Genomic DNA, 20,904 nt, shown 5'->3' on the forward strand with positions numbered 1-20,904 from the left:
ATGGATTTCCGCTTCACACAAGAGCAAGAAATGATGCGAAAAATGGTTCGTGATTTTGCTCAAACTGAAATTGCACCACATATTGAAAGTATGGAAAACGGAGAGTTTCCTAGAGAGATTCTAGCAAAGATGGCTGACTTAGGCTTAATGGGAATTACAGCTCCTGAAAGCTTGGGTGGTTCTGAAATGGACTTTACTTCCTACATCATCGCAATCCATGAGCTTTCGAAAGTGAGCGCAACAATTGGAGTTATTTTATCAGTACACACATCAGTAGGAACAAATCCAATTCTTTATTTTGGAAATGAAGCACAAAAGCAAAAGTATATACCGAAACTTGCTTCAGGTGAATATTTAGGTGCCTTTGCTTTAACTGAGCCAAGTGCTGGGTCAGATGCAGGTAGCTTAAAAACAAAAGCCGTAAAGCAAGGTGATCACTATATTTTAAACGGTTCAAAGGTTTTCATTACAAACGGTGGAGAAGCCGATACGTATATTGTTTTTGCTCGAACAAATCCTGATGAATTGGGCAGCAAGGGGATTTCAGCATTTATCGTTGAAAAAGATACTCCAGGCTTCATCATTGGAAAAGATGAGCATAAAATGGGCCTTCATGGTTCAAGAACGGTGCAGTTAACCTTTGAGGATGCAAAGGTACCAGCTGAAAACCTATTAGGTGAAGAAGGGGAAGGGTTAAAAATTGCCCTAGCCAATTTAGATGTGGGTCGTATAGGTATTGCGGCTCAATCTTTAGGGATAGCTGAAGCTGCTCTAGAGCATGCAGTAGGTTATGCAAAAGAGAGAGTACAGTTTGGGAAACCAATAGCTGCTCAACAAGGAGTGGGCTTTAAACTTGCAGATATGGCTACAAGTGTAGAAGCATCAAAACTACTAGTCTATCAAGCAGCATACCTACGCACAAATGGGCTACCGTGTGGAAAAGAAGCATCCATGGCAAAGCTATTTGCTTCAAAAACAGCAATGGAAGTTACAACAGAAGCAATCCAAGTCTATGGGGGATATGGTTACACAAAAGATTACCCAGTCGAACGCTTCTTCCGTGATGCAAAAATCTGCGAAATCTATGAAGGAACAAGCGAAATCCAGCGCTTAGTTATTAGTAAACATCTTTGTAAGTAAGTTTGTTGTTTAATAGGAATTTAGCGCATTCTCCATAATGATATCTGAGTGGATTGGAGCGGAAGGCACTTGACTCCTGCTCAGAAGTAGAGAAAAGGTCGAGACCCCACAGACGGGACGTCGAGGAGGATCGCCTTCCTCCCCGATGGGAATCCGCCCTTGAAAAAGCCGGCAGTTGGGCTTTTTCATGATTCCCCGCGGAAAGCAAGTGCCTGCAGCGCAAAGTAACGGGCAGGATTAAAATGAATAAAAATTAATAGATATAATGGGGGAACTACAAAATGAACTTCAAATTATCAGAAGAACATGAAATGATTCGTAAAATGGTACGCGATTTCGCAAAAAATGAAGTAGCACCAACTGCAGCTGAGCGTGATGAAGAAGAACGCTTTGACCGTGAAATCTTTGACAAAATGGCTGAACTAGGACTAACAGGGATTCCTTGGCCTGAAGAGTACGGCGGAATTGGCAGTGACTATCTAGCATACTGTATCGCAGTTGAAGAACTTTCTCGTGTATGTGCATCTACAGGAGTAACTCTATCTGCTCACACATCTTTAGCAGGCTGGCCAATCTTTAAGTTTGGTAACGAAGAGCAAAAACAAAAATACCTACGCCCTATGGCAGAAGGTAAAAAAATTGGTGCTTACGGCTTAACAGAGCCAGGTTCAGGATCAGATGCTGGTGGAATGAAAACAACAGCTAGACTTGATGGCGACCACTATGTATTAAATGGCTCTAAGATCTTCATTACAAATGGAGGAATTGCTGATATCTATGTTGTATTTGCCCTAACTGACCCTACTTCTAAGCATAAAGGAACATCTGCATTTATCGTAGAAAGTGACACTCCAGGCTTCTCTGTAGGTAAAAAGGAAAGCAAGCTAGGAATACGTTCATCTCCTACAACTGAAATCATGTTCGAAGATTGCCGTGTACCAAAAGAGAACTTACTTGGAGAAGAAGGCGAAGGGTTCAAAGTTGCGATGATGACATTAGACGGTGGTCGTAACGGTATCGCAGCTCAAGCAGTAGGGATTGCTCAAGGTGCGTTAGATGCTGCTGTTGAATACGCGAAAGAACGTGTTCAATTTGGTAAGCCAATTGCCGCACAACAAGGTGTAGGCTTTAAACTTGCTGATATGGCTACTAGTATTGAAGCATCTCGTCTATTAACCTATCAAGCTGCTTGGTTAGAATCAGAAGGCTTACCATATGGTAAAGAATCAGCCATGTCGAAGCTATTAGCTGGTGACACTGCAATGAAAGTAACAACAGAAGCTGTTCAAGTATTCGGCGGTTATGGTTATACAAAGGATTACCCAGTAGAGCGCTACATGCGTGATGCAAAAATCACACAAATCTACGAAGGCACACAAGAAATCCAACGCCTAGTCATCTCAAGAATGATTACAAAATAAACTAATAAATAGGGGGCCTGACCCCAAACGTAGTACCGCGTTAAAGCACCGGGGGTCAGGCCCCCGGTGTGGTAATGCGCTAAAGTGCGAGGGGTTAGGGCTCTGTTTGTTTAGGGGTGGGTGACATGAAGAAGCGTGAGGTGCCTGCATCTGTTAAGGATGAGCGTCTGATTAAAAAAAGGCGAGATCAGATGATTAAGGGCGCTGTTAATTTGTTTAAGGAAAAAGGGTTTCACCGAACAACAACAAGAGAAATCGCCAAAGCATCCGGCTTCAGTATTGGTACCCTTTATGAATATATACGTACAAAGGAAGATGTTCTCTATCTTGTTTGTGATAGCATATATGACCAAGTTCGTGAAAGAATGCAACAGGATATTGATACAAAACAAGGAAGTATTGAAAGCCTTAAGCTTGCTGTGGCTCATTATTTTAGAGTGGTCAACGAGATGCAGGATGAAGTATTAGTTATGTATCAGGAAGCAAAGTCGCTGACAAAGGACGCACTTCCCTATGTGTTAAAAAAGGAAATTGAAATGGTTGCAATGTTTGAAAGTGTAATCAATGGCTGTGTGGCTTCAGGTGAACTGGAGTTAGAGGAGCATGAAGTAAAGCTCATTGCCCATAACATCTTTGTTCAAGGCCAAATGTGGGGCTTCCGTCGCTGGGCACTTCAAAAAATATACACACTCGATGAATACATTGAGCTCCAAACCACACTTCTCTTAAACGGCATTCATAAAGAAGTGGTAGTGAAAAAGTAATAACCTTCGAAAGGGTGAATTTACATTGAGTACAGTTGAAAAATATCGTCCAAAGCATCACATTCGTTTTGTGACGGCTTCTAGTTTATTTGATGGACACGATGCGTCAATTAACATCATGCGCCGAATTATCCAAGCTAATGGAGCTGAAGTAATCCACTTGGGGCATAACCGCTCTGTTGAAGAAGTGGTAAATGCTGCAATCCAAGAGGATGTCCAAGGAATTGCGATATCGTCTTACCAAGGTGGACACGTTGAATATTTTAAATACATGTATGATCTTTTAAAAGAGCGCGGTGCTTCACATATTCGCATCTACGGTGGTGGTGGCGGAGTAATCATTCCACGTGAAATTAAAGAATTACATGAATATGGAATTGCTCGTATCTTCTCTCCAGAGGACGGTCGTAAGTACGGTCTAGAAGGTATGATTGAAATGATGATCAAAGAATGTGATTTCTCTACAGCACCTGAGGATGTTACTGAACATATCGAAAAATTACAAAAGGTTGACTATCAATCTGTTGCTAAGCTAATTACTGTTGCAGAAAATCAGATTGGTGTAACGAATGAAGCAGCTGCTACTGCTGAAACAGTGATGGAAAAGGTAAAAGAACTTGTTAAAAACGTCCCTGTTGTCGGAATCACTGGAACAGGTGGAGCTGGGAAAAGCTCATTAACGGATGAGTTAATCCGTCGCTTCCTAAATGAAATTCCTGATAAAAAGGTTGCGATATTATCAGTTGACCCTACAAAGCAAAAGACAGGTGGAGCACTTTTAGGTGACCGTATTCGTATGAATGCAATCTTCAATCCACGTGTCTATATGAGAAGTTTAGCGACTCGTAACTCAAAGACTGAGTTATCGTTAGCGATAAAAGATGCTATCGCAGTAACAAAAGCTGCAGGTTTTGATTTAGTCATTATTGAGACAAGTGGAATAGGGCAAGGTGACGCTGAAATTACAGAGATTTGTGATATCTCGATGTATGTGATGACAAGTGAATTCGGTGCGCCTTCTCAGCTTGAGAAAATCGATATGATTGATTTTGCTGACCTTATTGTTATTAATAAGTTTGAGCGTAAAGGCTCAGAGGATGCGAAGCGTCAGGTTCAAAAGCAATATCAACGTAGCCGTTTGTTATTTGAAAAGGATTATTCAGAAATGCCGGTGTTCGGGACGATTGCTAGTCAATTTAACGACCCGGGTATAAACGCACTTTTTGCAAATTTAGTAGATTTAATTAACGAAAAAGCAGGTACAACTTGGACGACACCGTTTGAACGTTCAGCGGAAGTTGAAAAGCAAAATGTCATTATTCCAAATGATCGCCGATACTATCTACGTGAAATCTCTGACACGGTAAGAAAGTATCATAAACAAGCGGAGCAGCAGGTGGAAGTGGCGCGTAAACTTTTCCAAATCAACGGAACGATTGAGAGTTTACAAGAACTTGCTAATAGTGAAGCTGCCCTTGAATCACTTCAAGCATTAAAAGCAAGCTATGAAGAGAAGTTAACTCCTGAATCAAAGAGAATTTTAGATTCGTGGGAACAGCTAAAAGATATGTACTCAAAAGAGAAGTTTGTTACAAAAATTCGTGACAAAGAAATCGTGACGATTTTACAGACAAAATCTTTATCTGGGTTAAGCATTCCGAAGGTTGTTTTACCGAAATATAAAGACCTTGGTGAAATTTTACGCTGGGTATATAAAGAAAATGTACCAGGTTCATTCCCTTATACTGCTGGAGTTTTTCCTTTCAAACGTGAAGGAGAAGACCCGAAACGTCAGTTTGCTGGTGAAGGAACACCTGACAGAACAAACCGTCGTTTCCATTACCTATCTAAGGATGATGATGCAAAACGTTTAAGTACAGCATTCGACTCAGTAACACTATACGGTGAAGACCCAGCATATCGTCCAGATATTTATGGTAAGGTTGGGGAAAGTGGAGTAAGTGTTTGTACATTAGATGATATGAAAAAGCTATATAGCGGATTTGATCTGTGTGCACCTTCTACCTCTGTATCTATGACAATTAATGGACCAGCGCCAATTATTTTAGCGATGTTCATGAACACAGCGATTTCACAGCAAATTGAAAAACGTGAAGCAGAACTTGGGCGAATTTTAACAGTAGAAGAATACATTGAAGTAAAAGCAAAAACACTTCAAACAGTTCGTGGTACGGTTCAAGCTGATATTTTAAAAGAGGACCAAGGTCAAAACACATGTATCTTCTCAACTGAATTTGCATTGCGAATGATGGGGGATATCCAGGAATACTTCATTAACAGTAAAGTGAGAAACTATTACTCTGTTTCCATTTCTGGCTATCATATTGCAGAAGCGGGAGCGAACCCAATTTCACAACTAGCATTCACACTGTCAAATGGATTCACGTATGTAGAGTACTATTTAAGTCGTGGCATGAACATTGATGATTTTGCACCAAACTTAAGTTTCTTCTTCAGCAATGGACTTGATCCTGAATACACAGTTATCGGCCGTGTAGCAAGAAGAATTTGGGCAACGGTGATGAGAGATAAATATGGTGCAAATGAGCGAAGCCAAAAGCTGAAATACCATGTTCAAACATCAGGTCGTTCCCTTCATGCTCAGGAAATTGACTTTAATGATATTCGCACAACACTTCAAGCACTGATGGCTTTACATGATAACTGTAACTCACTTCATACAAATGCGTATGATGAGGCTATTACAACACCAACTGAAGAATCAGTTCGTCGTGCAATGGCGATTCAAATGATCATTACAAAAGAGCATGGCTTAACGAAAAATGAAAACCCATTACAAGGTTCTTTCATTGTGGAAGAGCTAACGGATCTTGTAGAGGAAATGGTGCTTCAAGAGTTTGAACGTATCAATGACCGTGGTGGCGTGTTAGGGGCAATGGAAACACAATACCAACGTGGGAAAATTCAAGATGAATCCATGTACTATGAGATGAAAAAGCATACAGGTGAGCTTCCGATTATCGGAGTAAACACGTATCTAAATCCAAACCCTCCTTCAGAGGAAGAGTTAAATGAAATTGAATTAGCTCGTGCTACCCAAGACGAAAAAGAGCTACAAATTCAAAACCTGAAGAGCTTCCAAGAACGCAATAAAGATGCTGTAGAAGAAGCACTGAAAAAGCTTAAGCAAACAGCCATGAACAACGGAAACATTTTCGAAGAACTTATGGAAACTGTAAAAGTTGCCAGCCTAGGCCAAATTACACAAGCGCTATATGAAGTAGGCGGACAGTACCGTAGAAATATGTAAGAACACACAAAAGGGGCAGAATTCTGTCCCTTTTTAAACTCTTTTAAAAACTATTGTTATTAACACAAAACCTTGACCGTTCCTTTGCGCTGCAGGCAGTTGCTTTCCGCGGGGAATTATGAAAAAGCCCAACTGCCGGCTTTTTCAAGGGCGGATTCCCATCGGGGAGGGATGTGAGCCTCCTCGGCGCTATGCGCCTGTGGGGTCTCACGGGATATCCCTCAACTTCCGCAGGAGTCAACTGCCTTCCGCTCCAATCCACTCTGGTGTTAAATAAAGTTTGAAGCAACAATAAAGTGTGAATAGCAATTGTATTAATAGCAACATTGAACTAGATTTCTTTATAGTGAACTACTTTGGAACATTGTCACTAAATGAATTGTAGTATTTCAGGGAAGTTCTTCAACCTAGTTGTACTTGAAAAAGTCATCATTGATTTCTTAGTTATAAATGGGAGTCCAAACCACGAGACTCCTGCGGGATGCACAGTGGACGTGAGACCCCGCAGCGAAGGAACGAGCGAGGAGGCTCACGAACTGCCCGCGGAAAGCGAGTGGTTTGGGCGACCATTTATTTGTATAGACCATATAAATGGTGTTTTTAAAAGAATTTCACCACATTCCTCACATTAACCTAGCATAAACTGGTTGATTTTGTTTATAATGAATGGTATGTATTCTAGGAGGGAGTATCTTCCTGTTTAGGATTATGCTTTAGGACATCATATGTCTACATACATAACGACACCGCTTATAAACGTTATATACATAGAAAGGGAGTGCACGGATGAGTTTAGATCAATACTCACCAGAGGAACTTAAAGAAATGTCTATGCTTGAAGCAGCATTAGAAATTTTCCACAGCCGCAAAGAAGCAATTGCATTCAATGATTTAGTAGCAGAAATCAAAAAAGTGCTAAATAAATCAGAAGAGGAAATCCAAGCAAGGGTTTCACAATTCTATACAGACCTAAATTTTGATGGTCGTTTCCTAAGTCTTGGAGAAAATCGTTGGGGCTTAAGAAGCTGGTATCCATATGAACAAGTAGATGAAGAGGTTCATGTTGTAGCCAAGCCTAAGAAGAAAAAAGGCAAGAAGAAAGATGATGATGAAGATTTAGACTTAGTAGACTTCGATGAGCTTGATGAAGAAGACTTAGAGTTTGATGACATCGACGACTTCGACGATGATTCAGATGACGATGATGATACAGATGATGATTACGAAGTAGACGATGATGATGACGATGACGACGATGATGACGATGATCTGATTGATGATGATCTAGATGAGCTTGATGACGATCTTGACGACGACTTAGACGATGACGAAGATTTAGATGAAGAAGATGAAGATCTTGATCTAGATGATTTTGAAGACGAAGAAGACGATAAGTAAGTTTCAAAACTGTCTTGACTTTTCAAAAGTAACTATGTAGAATACTTTTTGGGCTCTTTAAAAAAGAACTATCATTATGTAAATGAACCGCTCCCCTTACCTTGCTTGGTAAGTGGGAGCTTTTTTAGTTTATCCGATTCCCCTACTAGCATCTTCAAATTACTTGAAATGTTTTTACATTATTTTGTGCAAACTTTAAATAGTACATAGAAACCGAGGGGGAAAAACAATGACAAAGTATATTTTTGTAACAGGCGGTGTTGTATCGTCTTTAGGTAAAGGAATTGTAGCAGCTTCATTAGGTCGTTTATTAAAAAATAGAGGATTAAGTGTTACGATTCAAAAGTTTGACCCATACATTAACGTAGACCCAGGGACAATGAGTCCATACCAACATGGTGAAGTTTTCGTTACTGATGATGGTGCAGAAACGGATTTAGACTTAGGTCACTATGAGCGTTTTATCGATATTAATTTAACAAAGTACAACAATGTGACAACTGGTAAAATTTATTCGACTGTTTTGAAGAAGGAACGTCGTGGAGATTACTTAGGTGGAACAGTACAGGTAATTCCTCATATCACAAATGAAATTAAAGAACGTGTATACAGAGCTGGCCGTGAGACAAATGCAGATGTTGTTATTACAGAAATTGGTGGTACAGTGGGTGATATTGAATCATTACCTTACTTAGAAGCAATTCGCCAAATCAAAAGTGACATTGGCCGTGAAAATGTAATGTACATTCACTGTACACTGATTCCTTATATCAAAGCTGCTGGAGAAATGAAAACAAAGCCAACACAGCATAGTGTAAAAGAATTACGTAGTTTAGGTATTCAGCCAAATGTAATTGTTGTTCGTACAGAAATGCCAATTACCCAAGATATGAAAGATAAGATTGCCCTATTCTGTGATATTGATAAGAAAGCAGTAATTGAGTCTCGTGATGCGGAAACACTTTATAGCATTCCTCTAGCCTTACAAGATCAACATCTGGATCAAATCACATGTGAACACTTAAAACTAACATGCGGAGAAGCAGATATGACTGAATGGAAAGAACTTGTTACTAAAGTAACGAATCTTTCTAAGAAAACAAGAATTGCTCTTGTTGGTAAATATGTTGAATTACAGGACGCTTATATTTCTGTAGTGGAAGCAATGCGCCATGCTGGTTATGCATTTGATGCAGACATTTCAATTAAATGGATTAATTCAGAAGAAATCTCTTATGAAAATGCTGGAGAATTACTTTCTGATGTAGATGGAATATTAGTTCCAGGTGGATTTGGAGACCGTGGAATTGAAGGTAAAATTGCTACAATGACGTATGCTCGTGAAAATAAGATTCCTTTACTAGGAATTTGTTTAGGAATGCAATTAGCTTCTGTAGAATTTGCTCGTAATGTTCTTGGATTAAAAGATGCCCATTCTGCAGAAATCAATCCTGAGACGACAAACCCAATTATTGACCTTTTACCTGAGCAAAAGGATATTGAAGATCTAGGCGGGACACTTCGTCTTGGGGTATTCCCTTGCAAACTAGAAGAAGGTACAAAAGCGTTTGAAGCTTATCAAGATGAAGTGGTGTATGAGCGTCACCGCCATCGCTATGAGTTTAACAACTATTATCGTCAAGCTATGGAAGCAAAAGGATTTATTTTCTCTGGTACAAGCCCAGATGGTCGATTAGTTGAAATTATTGAACTTAAGGACCACCCTTGGTTTGTAGCATCACAATTCCACCCAGAGTTCAAATCACGCCCAACAAGACCACAGCCTTTGTTCCGTGAATTTATCCGTGCTTCACTGGTTCATTCAGAGCAACTTTAAATTGAAAATCCTAGTGCACAGGCTGCACTAGGATTTTTTACTTTATTCTTCTTCCTCTTCTTCCAAGTATTCTTCAACCATCTCTTTAATAGAAAAGGCTAGCCCATAGTAGGCATAAAGTGCTGTGATGATGGAAGGAAAACCAAAACGGTTGCCATCATCATCTGGAATGAGCGGTTTACCTAACTTTGAATCAATATAAATATCCACAATTTTATCTAGAGATGGACCTTCACTATTCGGTACTAGAGCAGAGATTGCAACAACTTCAATCCCCTTAGTTGTAAGGGTTTGTGCCAATTCAATTGCATCCTCATCTGTTGAAAAACGGGTGACAAGCAGAACTCGATCGACAGGACTAACTTCAGCCATCTGTTTAGTATCGTCTATAAGTCGTGCTGCGGATATCATTGGCTCCTGTCCGATTGTGGCTTCAAGAGTAACGGCCTCCATTTCAGCAAAACCGTGTATGTAAATGATACCTTCGCCAATGGCAGCTTGTGCTAATAGTCTTGCTCCATCCTCAATCGACAATAGTTCTTTGTCATGTATTTTTGTAAACAAGCCTTGAAGCTGTGTTGTGAAAATTTTCAACATAATAATTCGACTCCTTTCTTCACATTTTCTACCTCTATTATATAAATAAATCGAAAAAAAACGAATTAGGAAGTAATTTGTCGATAACCTCTTGTCAAAAAAAGGAGGAATGTGAGAAGGTTTAGTAGAATACAAAGATGATAGATAATGCTAATGAAAATATGATGTATCACCGTTTTTACTTAAACAATGAAATTCTTATTAATAATAAAATAAACTTTAGAGGTGTTGTGACAGATGACGGAGAAAATTTTAATTGTGGACGATCAGTATGGAATTCGTATCTTACTAAATGAAGTATTTCAAAAAGAAGGATATACAACATTTCAAGCGGCTAATGGATATCAGGCTATTGATATCGTAGAGAAGCATTCTCCTGATCTTGTTTTACTTGATATGAAAATTCCTGGAATGGATGGAATTGAAATTTTAAAGCGATTAAAAGCAATTAATCAGGAAATTCGAGTAATTATTATGACTGCCTATGGCGAGCTAGACATGATTCAAGAAGCGAAAGATCTAGGAGCCATTACTCACTTCGCAAAACCTTTCGACATTGACGAAATTCGTGCAGCTGTTAAAAAGCATGTTAAGGTTGGGTCATAGTTTTACTAGCTACATACAAACTTTAAAGTATATGAAGCAAATTAACATATGTTGAGTTGGTTATTCGCTAGAATCGACGAGACTCCTGCGGGAGTAGCACGTCAACGGGAGACCCCACAGGCGCAAAGCGCCGAGGAGGCTCCCGGACTGCCCGAAGAGGAATCGTCCTTTGAAAAAGCCGGCAGTATGGCTTTTTCAATATTCCTCCCGCGGAAAGCGAGTGGATTCTAGCGAATAACACCTATGAGCCATTTAACAAACTATTATCAAGGTAACTTAAAACTGATGTCGCAAAAAATTCATAAATCAATGTAAGAGCTTACACATAAGAATAGCGTGGTTTCAATGATTTAGAGCGTTTTTATAGTTATTGCGCATTCTTTTTTTAGTTGATATGCTATGTACTGTAAATAACCTAAAGTTTTTACCTTAAGAGGTAATTATCAACTACCTCTTTAAAGATACATATCATTTATCGTCAAGGGTAATCCTACTAAATAGGAACTTTGGGAACAGGTAAGTATACGTACATAAGGAGGATAAAGTCATGCCTTTAGTTTCAATGACAGAAATGCTTAACAAAGCAAAAGCAGAGGGATATGCAGTTGGTCAATTCAATCTAAATAACCTAGAATTTACTCAAGCAATTTTACAAGCAGCTCAAGAGGAAAACTCACCAGTTATCTGTGGTGTATCTGAAGGGGCAGCTCGTTATATGGGCGGTTTCAAAACAGTTGTTGCTATGGTTAAAGCACTTATGGAGGATTATAAAGTGACAGTTCCAGTTGCAATCCACCTAGACCATGGTTCAAGTTTTGAAAAATGTGCTGAGGCAATTCATGCTGGATTTACATCAGTTATGATAGACGGGTCTCACCATCCACTTGAAGAAAATATCGCAATCACTAAAAAAGTAGTTGAATTAGCACACATTCATGGTGTATCTGTAGAAGCAGAACTTGGTCGTATTGGTGGTCAAGAAGATGACTTAATCGTTGACGATGCAGAAGCAGCATATGCAATTCCATCAGAGTGTGATCAACTAGTTCGCGAAACAGGTGTAGATTGCTTTGCACCAGCATTAGGTTCAGTACATGGGCCTTACAAAGGTGAACCGAACTTAGGATTTGATCGCATGAAGGAAGTTATGGAATTAACAGGTATTCCTCTAGTGTTACACGGAGGAACAGGAATTCCAACAAAAGACATCCAAAAAGCCATTTCATTAGGTACTGCAAAAATTAATGTAAATACAGAAAATCAAATTTCATCTGCGAAAGTTATTCGTGAAGTTTTAGCTGAAAAGCCGAATGAATACGATCCACGTAAATTCTTAGGCCCAGCTAGAGATGCAATTAGAGAAACTGTAAAAGGCAAAATGCGTGAATTTGGTTCTGCTCAAAAAGCATAATTAACAAAACGATATTTCTATAAAGCCGCCTCTCAAACAGTGGTGGCTTTATTTTCATTTACATAACAATTAATACTAAGGAGGAAAAATACAATGAAATTTTTTATCGACACAGCAAATCTACATGAAATTAAAGAAGCACATGCGCTAGGCGTTCTTTCAGGTGTAACAACAAATCCAAGCTTAGTAGCAAAAGAAGATATCACATTTGAAGATCGTCTAAGGGAAATCACAGAGGTAGTATCAGGTTCAGTTAGTGCAGAAGTAATTGCAACTGATTGGGAGGGCATGATCTCTGAAGGACTAGAACTTGCGAAAATTGCTCCGAACATTACGATAAAAGTCCCAATGACTCCAGACGGATTAAAAGCTGTGAAAGTATTCAAGGAAAAAGGAATCAAGACAAATGTAACCCTTATTTTCACTGCGAACCAAGCATTACTAGCTGCCCGTGCAGGTGCATCATACGTTTCACCATTCTTAGGCAGATTAGACGATATCGGCCACAACGGCTTAGACCTAATCTCAACAATATCAGAAATCTTCACAGTACACGGAATCGACTCAGAAATCATTGCTGCATCTATCAGACACCCATTACACATCACTGAAGCAGCACTAAGAGGCGCGCATATCGCAACAGTACCATACAAAGTCATCCTACAACTATTCAACCACCCACTAACAGACCAAGGAATCGAAAAATTCCTAGAAGACTGGAACAATCGTAATAAATAAAATATTTTTTTCACTGTAATCTTTAAAACAAGATTAAGATGAACCGTTATTTGCTAAAATCTACGAGACTCCTGCGGGAGTGCTGGGCAGGGGAGACCCCGCAGGAGCAACAGCGACGAGGAGGCTCCCCGCACTGCCCGCGGAAAGCGAGTAGATTTTAGCAAATAACGCCTATGTATTAACACTAGCCAGTTTTTTACCCTAAACGATATATGTAAAAAATAGGACTAAAGAACAAAAATATGAAAAAGTTTTCTTTTTAATACATGATTTTCACTTTTTCGTGTAAACTAGGAATTAATACTCGTACAGTAATGTTTATTTGTGCTGGCATAAAATTCCAATAAAAGTGAAGAGTGGTAAGTATATAATACATACTTAGCAGATCCAACTATCGTATAGTTAGGGTCTATCAACGGTCATCTTCGCTAGAAGGGAGACTATCATGGAAAAATTAAAAATCGCAGGCGGTTATCCTTTAAATGGAACGGTAAGAATCAGTGGTGCTAAAAATAGTGCTGTTGCTTTAATTCCAGCAACGATTCTAGCAGAATCTCCAGTCAAAATTGAGGGTTTACCTGACATATCAGACGTTCAAATGCTAAGTAGTTTGCTTGAGGAAATTGGCGGTAGTGTTACGTTAAACGAAAACGAAATCATCGTTGATCCTACAAACATAGTTTCAATGCCACTACCAAATGGAAAAGTAAAAAAATTAAGAGCTTCCTATTATTTAATGGGGGCCATGTTAGGCCGTTTTAAAAAGGCAGTAATTGGACTTCCTGGTGGATGTCACTTAGGACCACGTCCAATCGATCAACATATAAAAGGATTTGAGGCTCTTGGTGCAAAAGTAACAAATGAGCAAGGAGCTATTTACTTACGGGCCGATGAACTAAAAGGTGCAAGAATATACCTAGACGTTGTAAGTGTTGGTGCAACAATCAATATTATGTTAGCAGCTGTACGAGCAAAGGGTCGGACAATCATAGAAAATGCTGCAAAAGAACCAGAAATCATTGATGTAGCTACATTATTATCAAGTATGGGTGCAAAAATTAAAGGTGCAGGAACAGATGTAATTCGTATTGATGGAGTTGATGAGTTAAGAGGATGTCAACACACAATTATTCCTGACCGAATTGAAGCAGGTACTTATATGATTATCGGCGCAGCAATGGGAGAAAGAGTTGTCATTGATAACGTTATTCCTCTACATCTTGAATCTCTAATCGCGAAGTTTAGGGAAATGGGTGTTCAGGTTGAGACGAAAGATGACCAAGTTATCGTTAGTGGCACCAAAAATCTAAAAGCTGTAGATATAAAAACCTTGGTATATCCAGGGTTCGCAACTGATTTACAGCAACCTTTTACATCTCTTCTTACAAAGGCAACAGGAACCGGTGTAGTTACTGATACAATCTATGGAGCTCGTTTTAAGCATATCGATGAGTTGCGCAGAATGAATGCCCAAATTAAAGTCGAAGGCCGTTCTGCAATTGTCAGTGGTCCTGTAAAATTACAGGGAGCGAAGGTCAAGGCTAGTGACCTACGTGCAGGTGCAGCCCTAGTGGTGGCTGGTTTAATGGCAGAGGGTGTTACTGAGGTAACTGGACTCGATCATATAGACCGTGGTTACAGTAATCTTGTTGAAAAATTGACAGGATTAGGTGCGACTATTTGGCGTGAAAAAATGTCTGAAGAAGAAATAGAGCAACTACAAAATTCATAAATAGAAAATAACTTTGCTCCCACTTCTCGAAAAAGTGGGAGTTTTAAGGTAGAATAGAGTTTGTAATCGTTTGCAGTTAACGGGGGGAGGAAATTCAGTATGGAAAGAAGTTTGTCGATGGAATTGGTGCGTGTCACAGAAGGCGCTGCACTTGCTTCGGCACGTTGGATGGGTCGAGGATTAAAGGACGAGGCAGACGGTGCTGCCACTTCCGCAATGCGAGATGTCTTTGATACAGTACCGATGAAGGGGACAGTAGTAATAGGTGAAGGGGAAATGGATGAAGCACCTATGCTCTATATCGGTGAAAAATTAGGGACAGGCTATGGCCCACGCGTTGATGTAGCAGTTGACCCACTTGAAGGGACAAACATTGTTGCATCTGGAGGTTGGAATGCGTTAGCTGTACTAGCGGTTGCAGACCACGGTAATCTATTAAACGCACCGGACATGTATATGGATAAAATCGCAGTTGGACCAGAGGCAGTTGGTCTTATTGATATAAATGCTTCGGTTTTGGATAATTTAAAAGCTGTTGCGAAAGCGAAGAACAAAGATATTGAAGATATCGTAGCGACTGTTCTAAATCGTCCACGTCATGAACATATTATTGCTCAATTGCGAGAAGCAGGAGCACGTATTAAGTTGATTAACGATGGAGATGTTGCTGGAGCAATTAATACAGCTTTTGATCATACAGGTGTTGATATTTTATTTGGTTCAGGTGGAGCACCTGAAGGCGTTTTAGCAGCAGTAGCTCTTAAATGTTTAGGTGGAGAAATTCAAGGTAAGCTCATTCCACAAAGCGATGAAGAATTAGAGCGCTGTATAAAAATGGGACTTGATGTAAACAAGATCCTTCTAATGGAGGACCTTGTAAAAGGCGATGACGCCATCTTCGCAGCAACAGGAGTAACAGACGGAGAGCTTCTAAGAGGCGTACAATTCAAAGGCTCTACAGGCACAACCCACTCCATCGTCATGAGAGCAAAATCAGGCACCGTCCGATTCATCGACGGCCGCCACAGCCTAAAGAAAAAACCGAATCTAGTTATACGTTAGTAATACTATAAAAAGCTTTTTTCAAAACGATTTTATATATGAATACACTTATATATAACGATGAGTGTATTGGAGCGAAAGGCACTTGACTCCTGCGGGAAGTAGAGGAAAGGTCGCGACCCCGCAGACGGAACGTCGAGGAGGCTCGACTTCCTCTCCGATGGGAATTCGCCCTTGAAAAAGCCGGCACTTGGGCTTTTTCATAATTCCCCGCGGAAAGCAAGTGCCTGTAGCGAAAAGGAACGGACAATGTTCAAAGTGATATCAGAGTTGATTAAATCTGCTCTGATAACCTTTGAATAAACAGGCTTTTTAAAAAACAGTTGATTAAAAATAGAAAAAGAGGGTACAATTAATTATTGTTAATTAACCATATCAAAATTAACTTTTAAACTAAAAAGAATGAACTGCGAGAACAACTTCAAGCTATCCTTCACTATCTTCTATTAAGGAATTCCTAGGTATTTTCAAACAATAAACCATCCATAACATTTCTCGAAAAAATAGAATCATGTATGGGGGAAGTTGGTTAACACTAGTTATCCAACTAGTTTTCAGTGTAGATAGAAACAAAAAAATAAAGAGTGGTGTCCTAATGAGTATTACAATATCAAGTTTAGAAAATATGAAGCTAAAGGAACTTTATGAATTAGCAAAAGAATATAAAGTTTCATACTACAGTAAATTATCGAAAAAAGAATTAATTTTTGCCATTTTAAAAGCTAGAGCAGAACAAGATGGTCTTCTATTCATGGAAGGTGTACTAGAAATTATTCCGTCTGAAGGCTTCGGATTCTTAAGACCAATCAACTATTCTCCGAGCTCTGAAGATATTTATATCTCTGCCTCGCAAATACGCAGATTTGATTTAAGAAATGGAGATAAGGTGTCCGGTAAGGTCCGCCCACCTAAAGAAAATGAAAGATATTATGGATTGCTACATGTAGAAGCTGTAAACGGTGATGACCCAGAATCTGCAAAAGAACGTGTGCATTTCCCTGGCTTAACTCCATTATATCCTGATCGACAAATCATTTTAGAAACAGCTCCAAATCATTTATCAACGAGAATTATGGATTTGATTGCTCCTGTTGGATTTGGTCAACGTGGATTAATTGTTGCCCCACCTAAAGCAGGAAAAACAATGCTTTTAAAAGAAATTGCAAACAGCATTACGACAAATAATCCAGAAGCCGAATTAATTGTTCTACTAATTGATGAGCGCCCAGAGGAAGTTACGGATATTGAACGTTCTGTAGCAGGAGATGTTGTAAGTTCAACTTTTGATGAAGTGCCTGAAAACCATATTAAAGTGGCAGAGCTTGTATTAGAAAGAGCGATGCGTTTAGTTGAGCATAAAAAAGATGTAATTATTTTAATGGATAGTATTACACGTCTAGCGCGTGCATATAACCTTGTCATTCCTCCAAGTGGACGAACACTTTCTGGGGGAATTGACCCTGCAGCTTTCCATCGTCCAAAACGCTTTTTCGGTGCAGCCCGTAACATCGAAGAGGGTGGAAGCTTAACCATTTTAGCCACAGCCTTAGTAGATACTGGTTCTAGGATGGACGATGTGATTTATGAGGAATTCAAAGGAACAGGTAACCTTGAGTTACACTTAGATCGTGCACTTTCAGAAAGACGTATTTTCCCTGCAATTGATATTCGTCGCTCTGGTACGAGAAAAGAAGAATTACTAATTCCGAAAGATCATTTAGACAAGCTTTGGGCAATTCGTAAGACAATGTCTGATTCACCTGATTTTGCAGAAAAGTTAATTCGTAAGCTAAAACAAACGAAAACAAATGCTGAATTCTTTGACTTATTAACAATTGAGAAAAAGACAGCAACAACAACACCAAAAAGAACACAATAACTTTCCTAATATTAACTTTAGGATTAAGTTGCAAAACGGACCAACCCTTGTTATAATTTCTTCATATGTGATTCTAAGAAGAAAAAGGGTCTCCTTAACTATTCTAGAATCTATACTCTGTTTCAGATGATTCAGGGCGGAAGGAGATGAGAAGAATGAAAACAGGAATTCATCCAAACTACAAAAAAGTTATGGTGAAATGTGCTTGTGGAAACGAATTTGAAACTGGTTCAGTATTGAACGAAGTTAAAGTTGAGGTTTGTTCTGAATGTCACCCATTCTATACAGGCCGTCAGAAGTTCGCGGATGCAGGTGGACGTGTAGATAAATTCAACAAAAAATACGGTATTAAATAATAACCGTTTAAAAAGACAGGCAAGTTCTTCATTATCTTGCCTGTTTTTTTTTCTGAAAAATGACTGATTACTTAGCTATTATTATTTAAATATCATACCTAAAGAAGTTAACAGAAGCGCAAGCTTTTATATAGAGACCCTAGTTACATATGGGGGAAACACCAGTAATAAAATTAGCCGAGGAAGGGGAGGCCGTTCATATGTATATCATGAACCAAAGTGGCTGGCTCGAACTAATTTGTGGAAGTATGTTCTCAGGGAAATCTGAGGAGTTAATCCGCCGGGTACGTCGTGCACAATTCGCAAAACAAGAAGTACAAGTATTTAAACCTGCAATTGACAATCGATACAGTGAAGAATCGGTTGTTTCCCATAACGGAACTGCGGTCATTGCAAAACCAGTAGAATCTTCCGTTCATATTCTTAAAGCTGTTTCTGCAGAAACGGATGTTGTGGCAATTGATGAGATTCAATTCTTCGATAATGGAATTTTTGAGGTTGTGCAAATGCTAGCAAATCAAGGACATCGTGTTATTGTAGCTGGCCTAGATCAAGATTTCCGAGGCGAGCCATTTGGACAAGTTCCACAGCTTATGGCTATAGCTGAATCGGTAACTAAGCTTCAAGCAGTTTGTACGGTTTGTGGCTCACCAGCTAGTCGTACACAAAGACTCATAGATGGCAATCCAGCATCTTACAATGATCCAATCATTCTTGTTGGAGCATCTGAATCATATGAACCAAGATGTCGTCATCATCACGAAGTACCAGGAAAACCTGCAAACCAAACCATTTCACAACTTTCCTATTAAAAAACTTGGGGCCTGACCCCCACTGCGTTAATGCTTTAACGTGGTGGAGGTCAGGCCCTTTTTATGCGGTATATACAGAATCCTATTAGTGCGCCAACAGTATTCAGAATGATATCATCAACATCAAAGCTTCCTCGTTTGCTCACCATTTGCAAAAATTCAATGCAAGTTATTCCAACAACAAAGACTGCAAAAAACGGAACAATCTTTTTTAGGAGGGGGTAAATTGCTGGAAGTAGTAGTCCGAAGGGGACAAATACACCAACATTACCAGCCAAATTTATAATCCAAGTTGTAAAAGGAAAGTGATCATAATACAAGATATACTTTTTTACTGTATCAAAAGGTGTGAGATTATACATATATTCTTCACTAGTTACGCGAGAGAAACCTAGAAACATCCAGTAGAGTAACAATAATAAATAGCCATAAAAAATGGCCTTAAGTAGTCTTTGTTTAATCAAGGTAAACATCCTTTAAATTGTAATTATGTATGGTTGTACTTACACATTGAAAAGGTAATTGTACCAAATTGAAGTATATAAATAAATCCCCTAATCGTAATAGTGATAATTGGATAAAAGCATGGAGTCAGGGGAATATAAAGGCAGGAGGTGTTTTTAATTGATAAAACAATTTCTACCTTTTCTGCTTACTGCAATTGTGTTAGCAGGATGTACTGCTGGAAATCATAATTACAGCGAGTTTAAGTCCCAAAGGCATAATGGTGATGGTGCGCAAATTTTAAACGATAATGAAGATGGATTTTATGAGAGGAATTTAAGGGATGAGGATTATACTACAAATTTAAATCCTAATTTCCTTGATTTAACTGAGGATCGACTAGACATAGGTGATGACCAAGAAAAAATCGTTCAAGTGATTCAGCAGTATACTGAATTCACACCAGGTGCTGTTATTGTAAATGGGCGAGATGCATTTGTGACAGTCCATACTACAAAGCATTATGAGGGCAAAGAACGTAAAGAAGTAAAAAAAGACCTTCATCGTAGATTGATAAAGGCCATGCCAAGGTACGATATACATCTAAGAATACATGATGGAGACTAAAAAAGTGGGGGATACCCACTTTTTATTTTTATAAAAATAAACTGACGATACTACGTCGTTTTGCTGGTTTTTTTACCTTTCTTGGACCTTCATCGAGTATTAAAGGAATATCCTTTCTACCTTCTCTCTCTTGACCAAGTGCTTGTACCTGTTTTTCTAATTTAGAAATCTTTTCATTAAGCTCTTCAATTTCGCGGCGTTGCTGAAGCAGTTGATAGGAAACCACTTCGCTTGCCTTTTCCTCAATCTTACGTTCATTACGTTCTATGCGCTCAAGCAGTCTTGTATACTGCTCATCAGTTATTGGTGAAGTCACAGCGTTTTGTATCCCCTTTCTTGGTAAACTTATTTTCATTTCAGTAAGAGGAACTCCCTGTTTCATCTGTTCACAAATGGTAGAAAGTAAAGCAAAGTTAGCGTCATCAAAGAAGTAATGTCCATTCTCGTTTTTCTTGCAAGATAGATTGAAATGCTTAATCCACTTATGAATTCTCTTCGTTGAAACCCCAAGCTTCTTAGCGACAGTAGTTGTATTCAACCTAATCACTCCTTAATTTTTCATACCATGACTGAATAAAACGTTCCTCTTCTCCTTTATCTAAATAAGATATAGTAAAGTTTCTATTCTTAAATCCTTTATCCTTCAAGGCTGACAAAACTAGTTGGTATTCGGCAAAGAAAGAAGGAATACTACAACCGATTAAAAAGCATGTCGATAAGTCACTGTGAATTTGCTTTGACGCTGTGGTTAACCTATACTATAATTAGAATGTTATGGACTAAAATTG

18 protein-coding genes are annotated in these 20,904 nt (G+C 39.0%); 15 read left to right on the forward strand and 3 right to left on the reverse strand.

Features of this window, described 5'->3' with window-relative positions; genetic code table 11:
- The 6 genes from J2Z26_RS18920 to J2Z26_RS18945 all read left to right on the forward strand — a co-directional run bounded on the left by J2Z26_RS18920 (position 1) and on the right by J2Z26_RS18945 (position 9,852).
- Complete coding sequence (locus tag J2Z26_RS18920; protein WP_193535211.1) at positions 1-1,140, forward strand: acyl-CoA dehydrogenase; 1,140 nt, start codon at positions 1-3, stop codon at positions 1,138-1,140.
- A gap of 281 nt (positions 1,141-1,421) precedes the next feature.
- Entirely contained in the window at positions 1,422-2,561 is a 1,140-nt protein-coding gene (locus tag J2Z26_RS18925) for an acyl-CoA dehydrogenase (RefSeq protein WP_193535212.1), read from the forward strand.
- Positions 2,562-2,686: 125 nt separating this feature from the next.
- On the forward strand, positions 2,687-3,325 hold the full coding sequence (locus tag J2Z26_RS18930; protein ID WP_193535213.1) for a TetR/AcrR family transcriptional regulator: 639 nt from the start codon (positions 2,687-2,689) through the stop codon (positions 3,323-3,325).
- A 25-nt stretch (positions 3,326-3,350) separates the two neighbouring features.
- The gene (gene icmF / locus J2Z26_RS18935) at positions 3,351-6,617 is read left to right on the forward strand and encodes a fused isobutyryl-CoA mutase/GTPase IcmF (protein ID WP_193535214.1); all 3,267 of its coding nucleotides are present in this window, start codon (positions 3,351-3,353) and stop codon (positions 6,615-6,617) included.
- Between the two features lie 786 nt (positions 6,618-7,403).
- Positions 7,404-8,015 carry a DNA-directed RNA polymerase subunit delta gene (gene rpoE / locus J2Z26_RS18940; RefSeq protein WP_193535215.1) on the forward strand — a complete coding sequence of 204 codons (612 nt, stop codon included), beginning with the start codon at positions 7,404-7,406 and terminating at the stop codon, positions 8,013-8,015.
- A 229-nt stretch (positions 8,016-8,244) separates the two neighbouring features.
- Positions 8,245-9,852 carry a CTP synthase gene (locus J2Z26_RS18945; protein WP_193535216.1) on the forward strand — a complete coding sequence of 536 codons (1,608 nt, stop codon included), beginning with the start codon at positions 8,245-8,247 and terminating at the stop codon, positions 9,850-9,852.
- Between the two features lie 42 nt (positions 9,853-9,894).
- Here J2Z26_RS18945 and J2Z26_RS18950 read toward each other — a convergent pair whose 3' ends face one another.
- Positions 9,895-10,449 carry a DUF2529 domain-containing protein gene (locus J2Z26_RS18950; RefSeq protein WP_193535217.1) on the reverse strand — a complete coding sequence of 185 codons (555 nt, stop codon included), beginning with the start codon at positions 10,447-10,449 and terminating at the stop codon, positions 9,895-9,897.
- 237 nt (positions 10,450-10,686) lie between these two features.
- On the opposite strand from J2Z26_RS18950, the gene J2Z26_RS18955 reads away from it, so the two are divergent.
- The 8 genes from J2Z26_RS18955 to J2Z26_RS18990 all read left to right on the forward strand — a co-directional run bounded on the left by J2Z26_RS18955 (position 10,687) and on the right by J2Z26_RS18990 (position 19,045).
- Positions 10,687-11,055: a response regulator gene (locus J2Z26_RS18955; RefSeq protein WP_193535218.1), complete on the forward strand. Its 369-nt coding sequence runs from the start codon at positions 10,687-10,689 to the stop codon at positions 11,053-11,055.
- Positions 11,056-11,602: 547 nt separating this feature from the next.
- A complete protein-coding gene (locus J2Z26_RS18960) occupies positions 11,603-12,466 on the forward strand; it encodes a class II fructose-bisphosphate aldolase (RefSeq protein WP_193535219.1) in 864 nt (287 codons plus the stop codon).
- 93 nt (positions 12,467-12,559) lie between these two features.
- Positions 12,560-13,204, forward strand: coding sequence for a fructose-6-phosphate aldolase (gene fsa / locus J2Z26_RS18965; RefSeq protein ID WP_193535220.1), 645 nt, complete (start codon positions 12,560-12,562; stop codon positions 13,202-13,204).
- A 445-nt stretch (positions 13,205-13,649) separates the two neighbouring features.
- Complete coding sequence (locus J2Z26_RS18970) at positions 13,650-14,936, forward strand: UDP-N-acetylglucosamine 1-carboxyvinyltransferase (RefSeq protein ID WP_193535221.1); 1,287 nt, start codon at positions 13,650-13,652, stop codon at positions 14,934-14,936.
- A 99-nt stretch (positions 14,937-15,035) separates the two neighbouring features.
- On the forward strand, positions 15,036-15,998 hold the full coding sequence (gene glpX / locus J2Z26_RS18975) for a class II fructose-bisphosphatase (RefSeq protein WP_193535222.1): 963 nt from the start codon (positions 15,036-15,038) through the stop codon (positions 15,996-15,998).
- A 595-nt stretch (positions 15,999-16,593) separates the two neighbouring features.
- Positions 16,594-17,877 carry a transcription termination factor Rho gene (gene rho / locus J2Z26_RS18980; RefSeq protein ID WP_193535223.1) on the forward strand — a complete coding sequence of 428 codons (1,284 nt, stop codon included), beginning with the start codon at positions 16,594-16,596 and terminating at the stop codon, positions 17,875-17,877.
- A gap of 155 nt (positions 17,878-18,032) precedes the next feature.
- A complete protein-coding gene (gene rpmE / locus J2Z26_RS18985) occupies positions 18,033-18,233 on the forward strand; it encodes a 50S ribosomal protein L31 (protein WP_193535256.1) in 201 nt (66 codons plus the stop codon).
- Between the two features lie 200 nt (positions 18,234-18,433).
- A complete protein-coding gene (locus tag J2Z26_RS18990; RefSeq protein ID WP_193535224.1) occupies positions 18,434-19,045 on the forward strand; it encodes a thymidine kinase in 612 nt (203 codons plus the stop codon).
- Positions 19,046-19,095: 50 nt separating this feature from the next.
- Here the strand turns inward: J2Z26_RS18990 and J2Z26_RS18995 are convergent, their stop codons facing one another.
- Positions 19,096-19,509 (reverse strand): VanZ family protein, encoded by a 414-nt coding sequence (locus J2Z26_RS18995; RefSeq protein ID WP_227413657.1) that lies wholly within the window; start codon positions 19,507-19,509, stop codon positions 19,096-19,098.
- A 160-nt stretch (positions 19,510-19,669) separates the two neighbouring features.
- Here J2Z26_RS18995 and J2Z26_RS19000 point away from each other — a divergent pair, with 160 nt between their 5' ends.
- Positions 19,670-20,116, forward strand: a complete 447-nt coding sequence (locus J2Z26_RS19000) for a hypothetical protein (RefSeq protein ID WP_193535226.1) — start codon at positions 19,670-19,672, stop codon at positions 20,114-20,116.
- Positions 20,117-20,144: 28 nt separating this feature from the next.
- On the opposite strand, the gene J2Z26_RS19005 is transcribed toward J2Z26_RS19000, so the two are convergent.
- Positions 20,145-20,663: a MerR family transcriptional regulator gene (locus J2Z26_RS19005; protein ID WP_406565546.1), complete on the reverse strand. Its 519-nt coding sequence runs from the start codon at positions 20,661-20,663 to the stop codon at positions 20,145-20,147.
- Between the last annotated feature and the right edge of the window lie 241 nt (positions 20,664-20,904).

Source organism: Cytobacillus luteolus, assembly GCF_017873715.1.
Classification (GTDB): domain Bacteria; phylum Bacillota; class Bacilli; order Bacillales; family Bacillaceae_L; genus Bacillus_BV; species Bacillus_BV luteola.

What these genes read in the sequence shown, in the direction of transcription:
- J2Z26_RS18920 (WP_193535211.1), top strand. Translation starts at nt 1, where the DNA reads ATGGATTTCCGCTTCACACAAGAGCAAGAAATGATGCGAAAAATGGTT.
- J2Z26_RS18925 (WP_193535212.1), top strand. Translation starts at nt 1,422, where the DNA reads ATGAACTTCAAATTATCAGAAGAACATGAAATGATTCGTAAAATGGTA.
- J2Z26_RS18930 (WP_193535213.1), top strand. Translation starts at nt 2,687, where the DNA reads ATGAAGAAGCGTGAGGTGCCTGCATCTGTTAAGGATGAGCGTCTGATT.
- rpoE (WP_193535215.1), top strand. Translation starts at nt 7,404, where the DNA reads ATGAGTTTAGATCAATACTCACCAGAGGAACTTAAAGAAATGTCTATG.
- J2Z26_RS18945 (WP_193535216.1), top strand. Translation starts at nt 8,245, where the DNA reads ATGACAAAGTATATTTTTGTAACAGGCGGTGTTGTATCGTCTTTAGGT.
- J2Z26_RS18950 (WP_193535217.1), bottom strand. Translation starts at nt 10,449, where the DNA reads ATGTTGAAAATTTTCACAACACAGCTTCAAGGCTTGTTTACAAAAATA.
- J2Z26_RS18955 (WP_193535218.1), top strand. Translation starts at nt 10,687, where the DNA reads ATGACGGAGAAAATTTTAATTGTGGACGATCAGTATGGAATTCGTATC.
- J2Z26_RS18960 (WP_193535219.1), top strand. Translation starts at nt 11,603, where the DNA reads ATGCCTTTAGTTTCAATGACAGAAATGCTTAACAAAGCAAAAGCAGAG.
- fsa (WP_193535220.1), top strand. Translation starts at nt 12,560, where the DNA reads ATGAAATTTTTTATCGACACAGCAAATCTACATGAAATTAAAGAAGCA.
- J2Z26_RS18970 (WP_193535221.1), top strand. Translation starts at nt 13,650, where the DNA reads ATGGAAAAATTAAAAATCGCAGGCGGTTATCCTTTAAATGGAACGGTA.
- glpX (WP_193535222.1), top strand. Translation starts at nt 15,036, where the DNA reads ATGGAAAGAAGTTTGTCGATGGAATTGGTGCGTGTCACAGAAGGCGCT.
- rho (WP_193535223.1), top strand. Translation starts at nt 16,594, where the DNA reads ATGAGTATTACAATATCAAGTTTAGAAAATATGAAGCTAAAGGAACTT.
- rpmE (WP_193535256.1), top strand. Translation starts at nt 18,033, where the DNA reads ATGAAAACAGGAATTCATCCAAACTACAAAAAAGTTATGGTGAAATGT.
- J2Z26_RS18990 (WP_193535224.1), top strand. Translation starts at nt 18,434, where the DNA reads ATGTATATCATGAACCAAAGTGGCTGGCTCGAACTAATTTGTGGAAGT.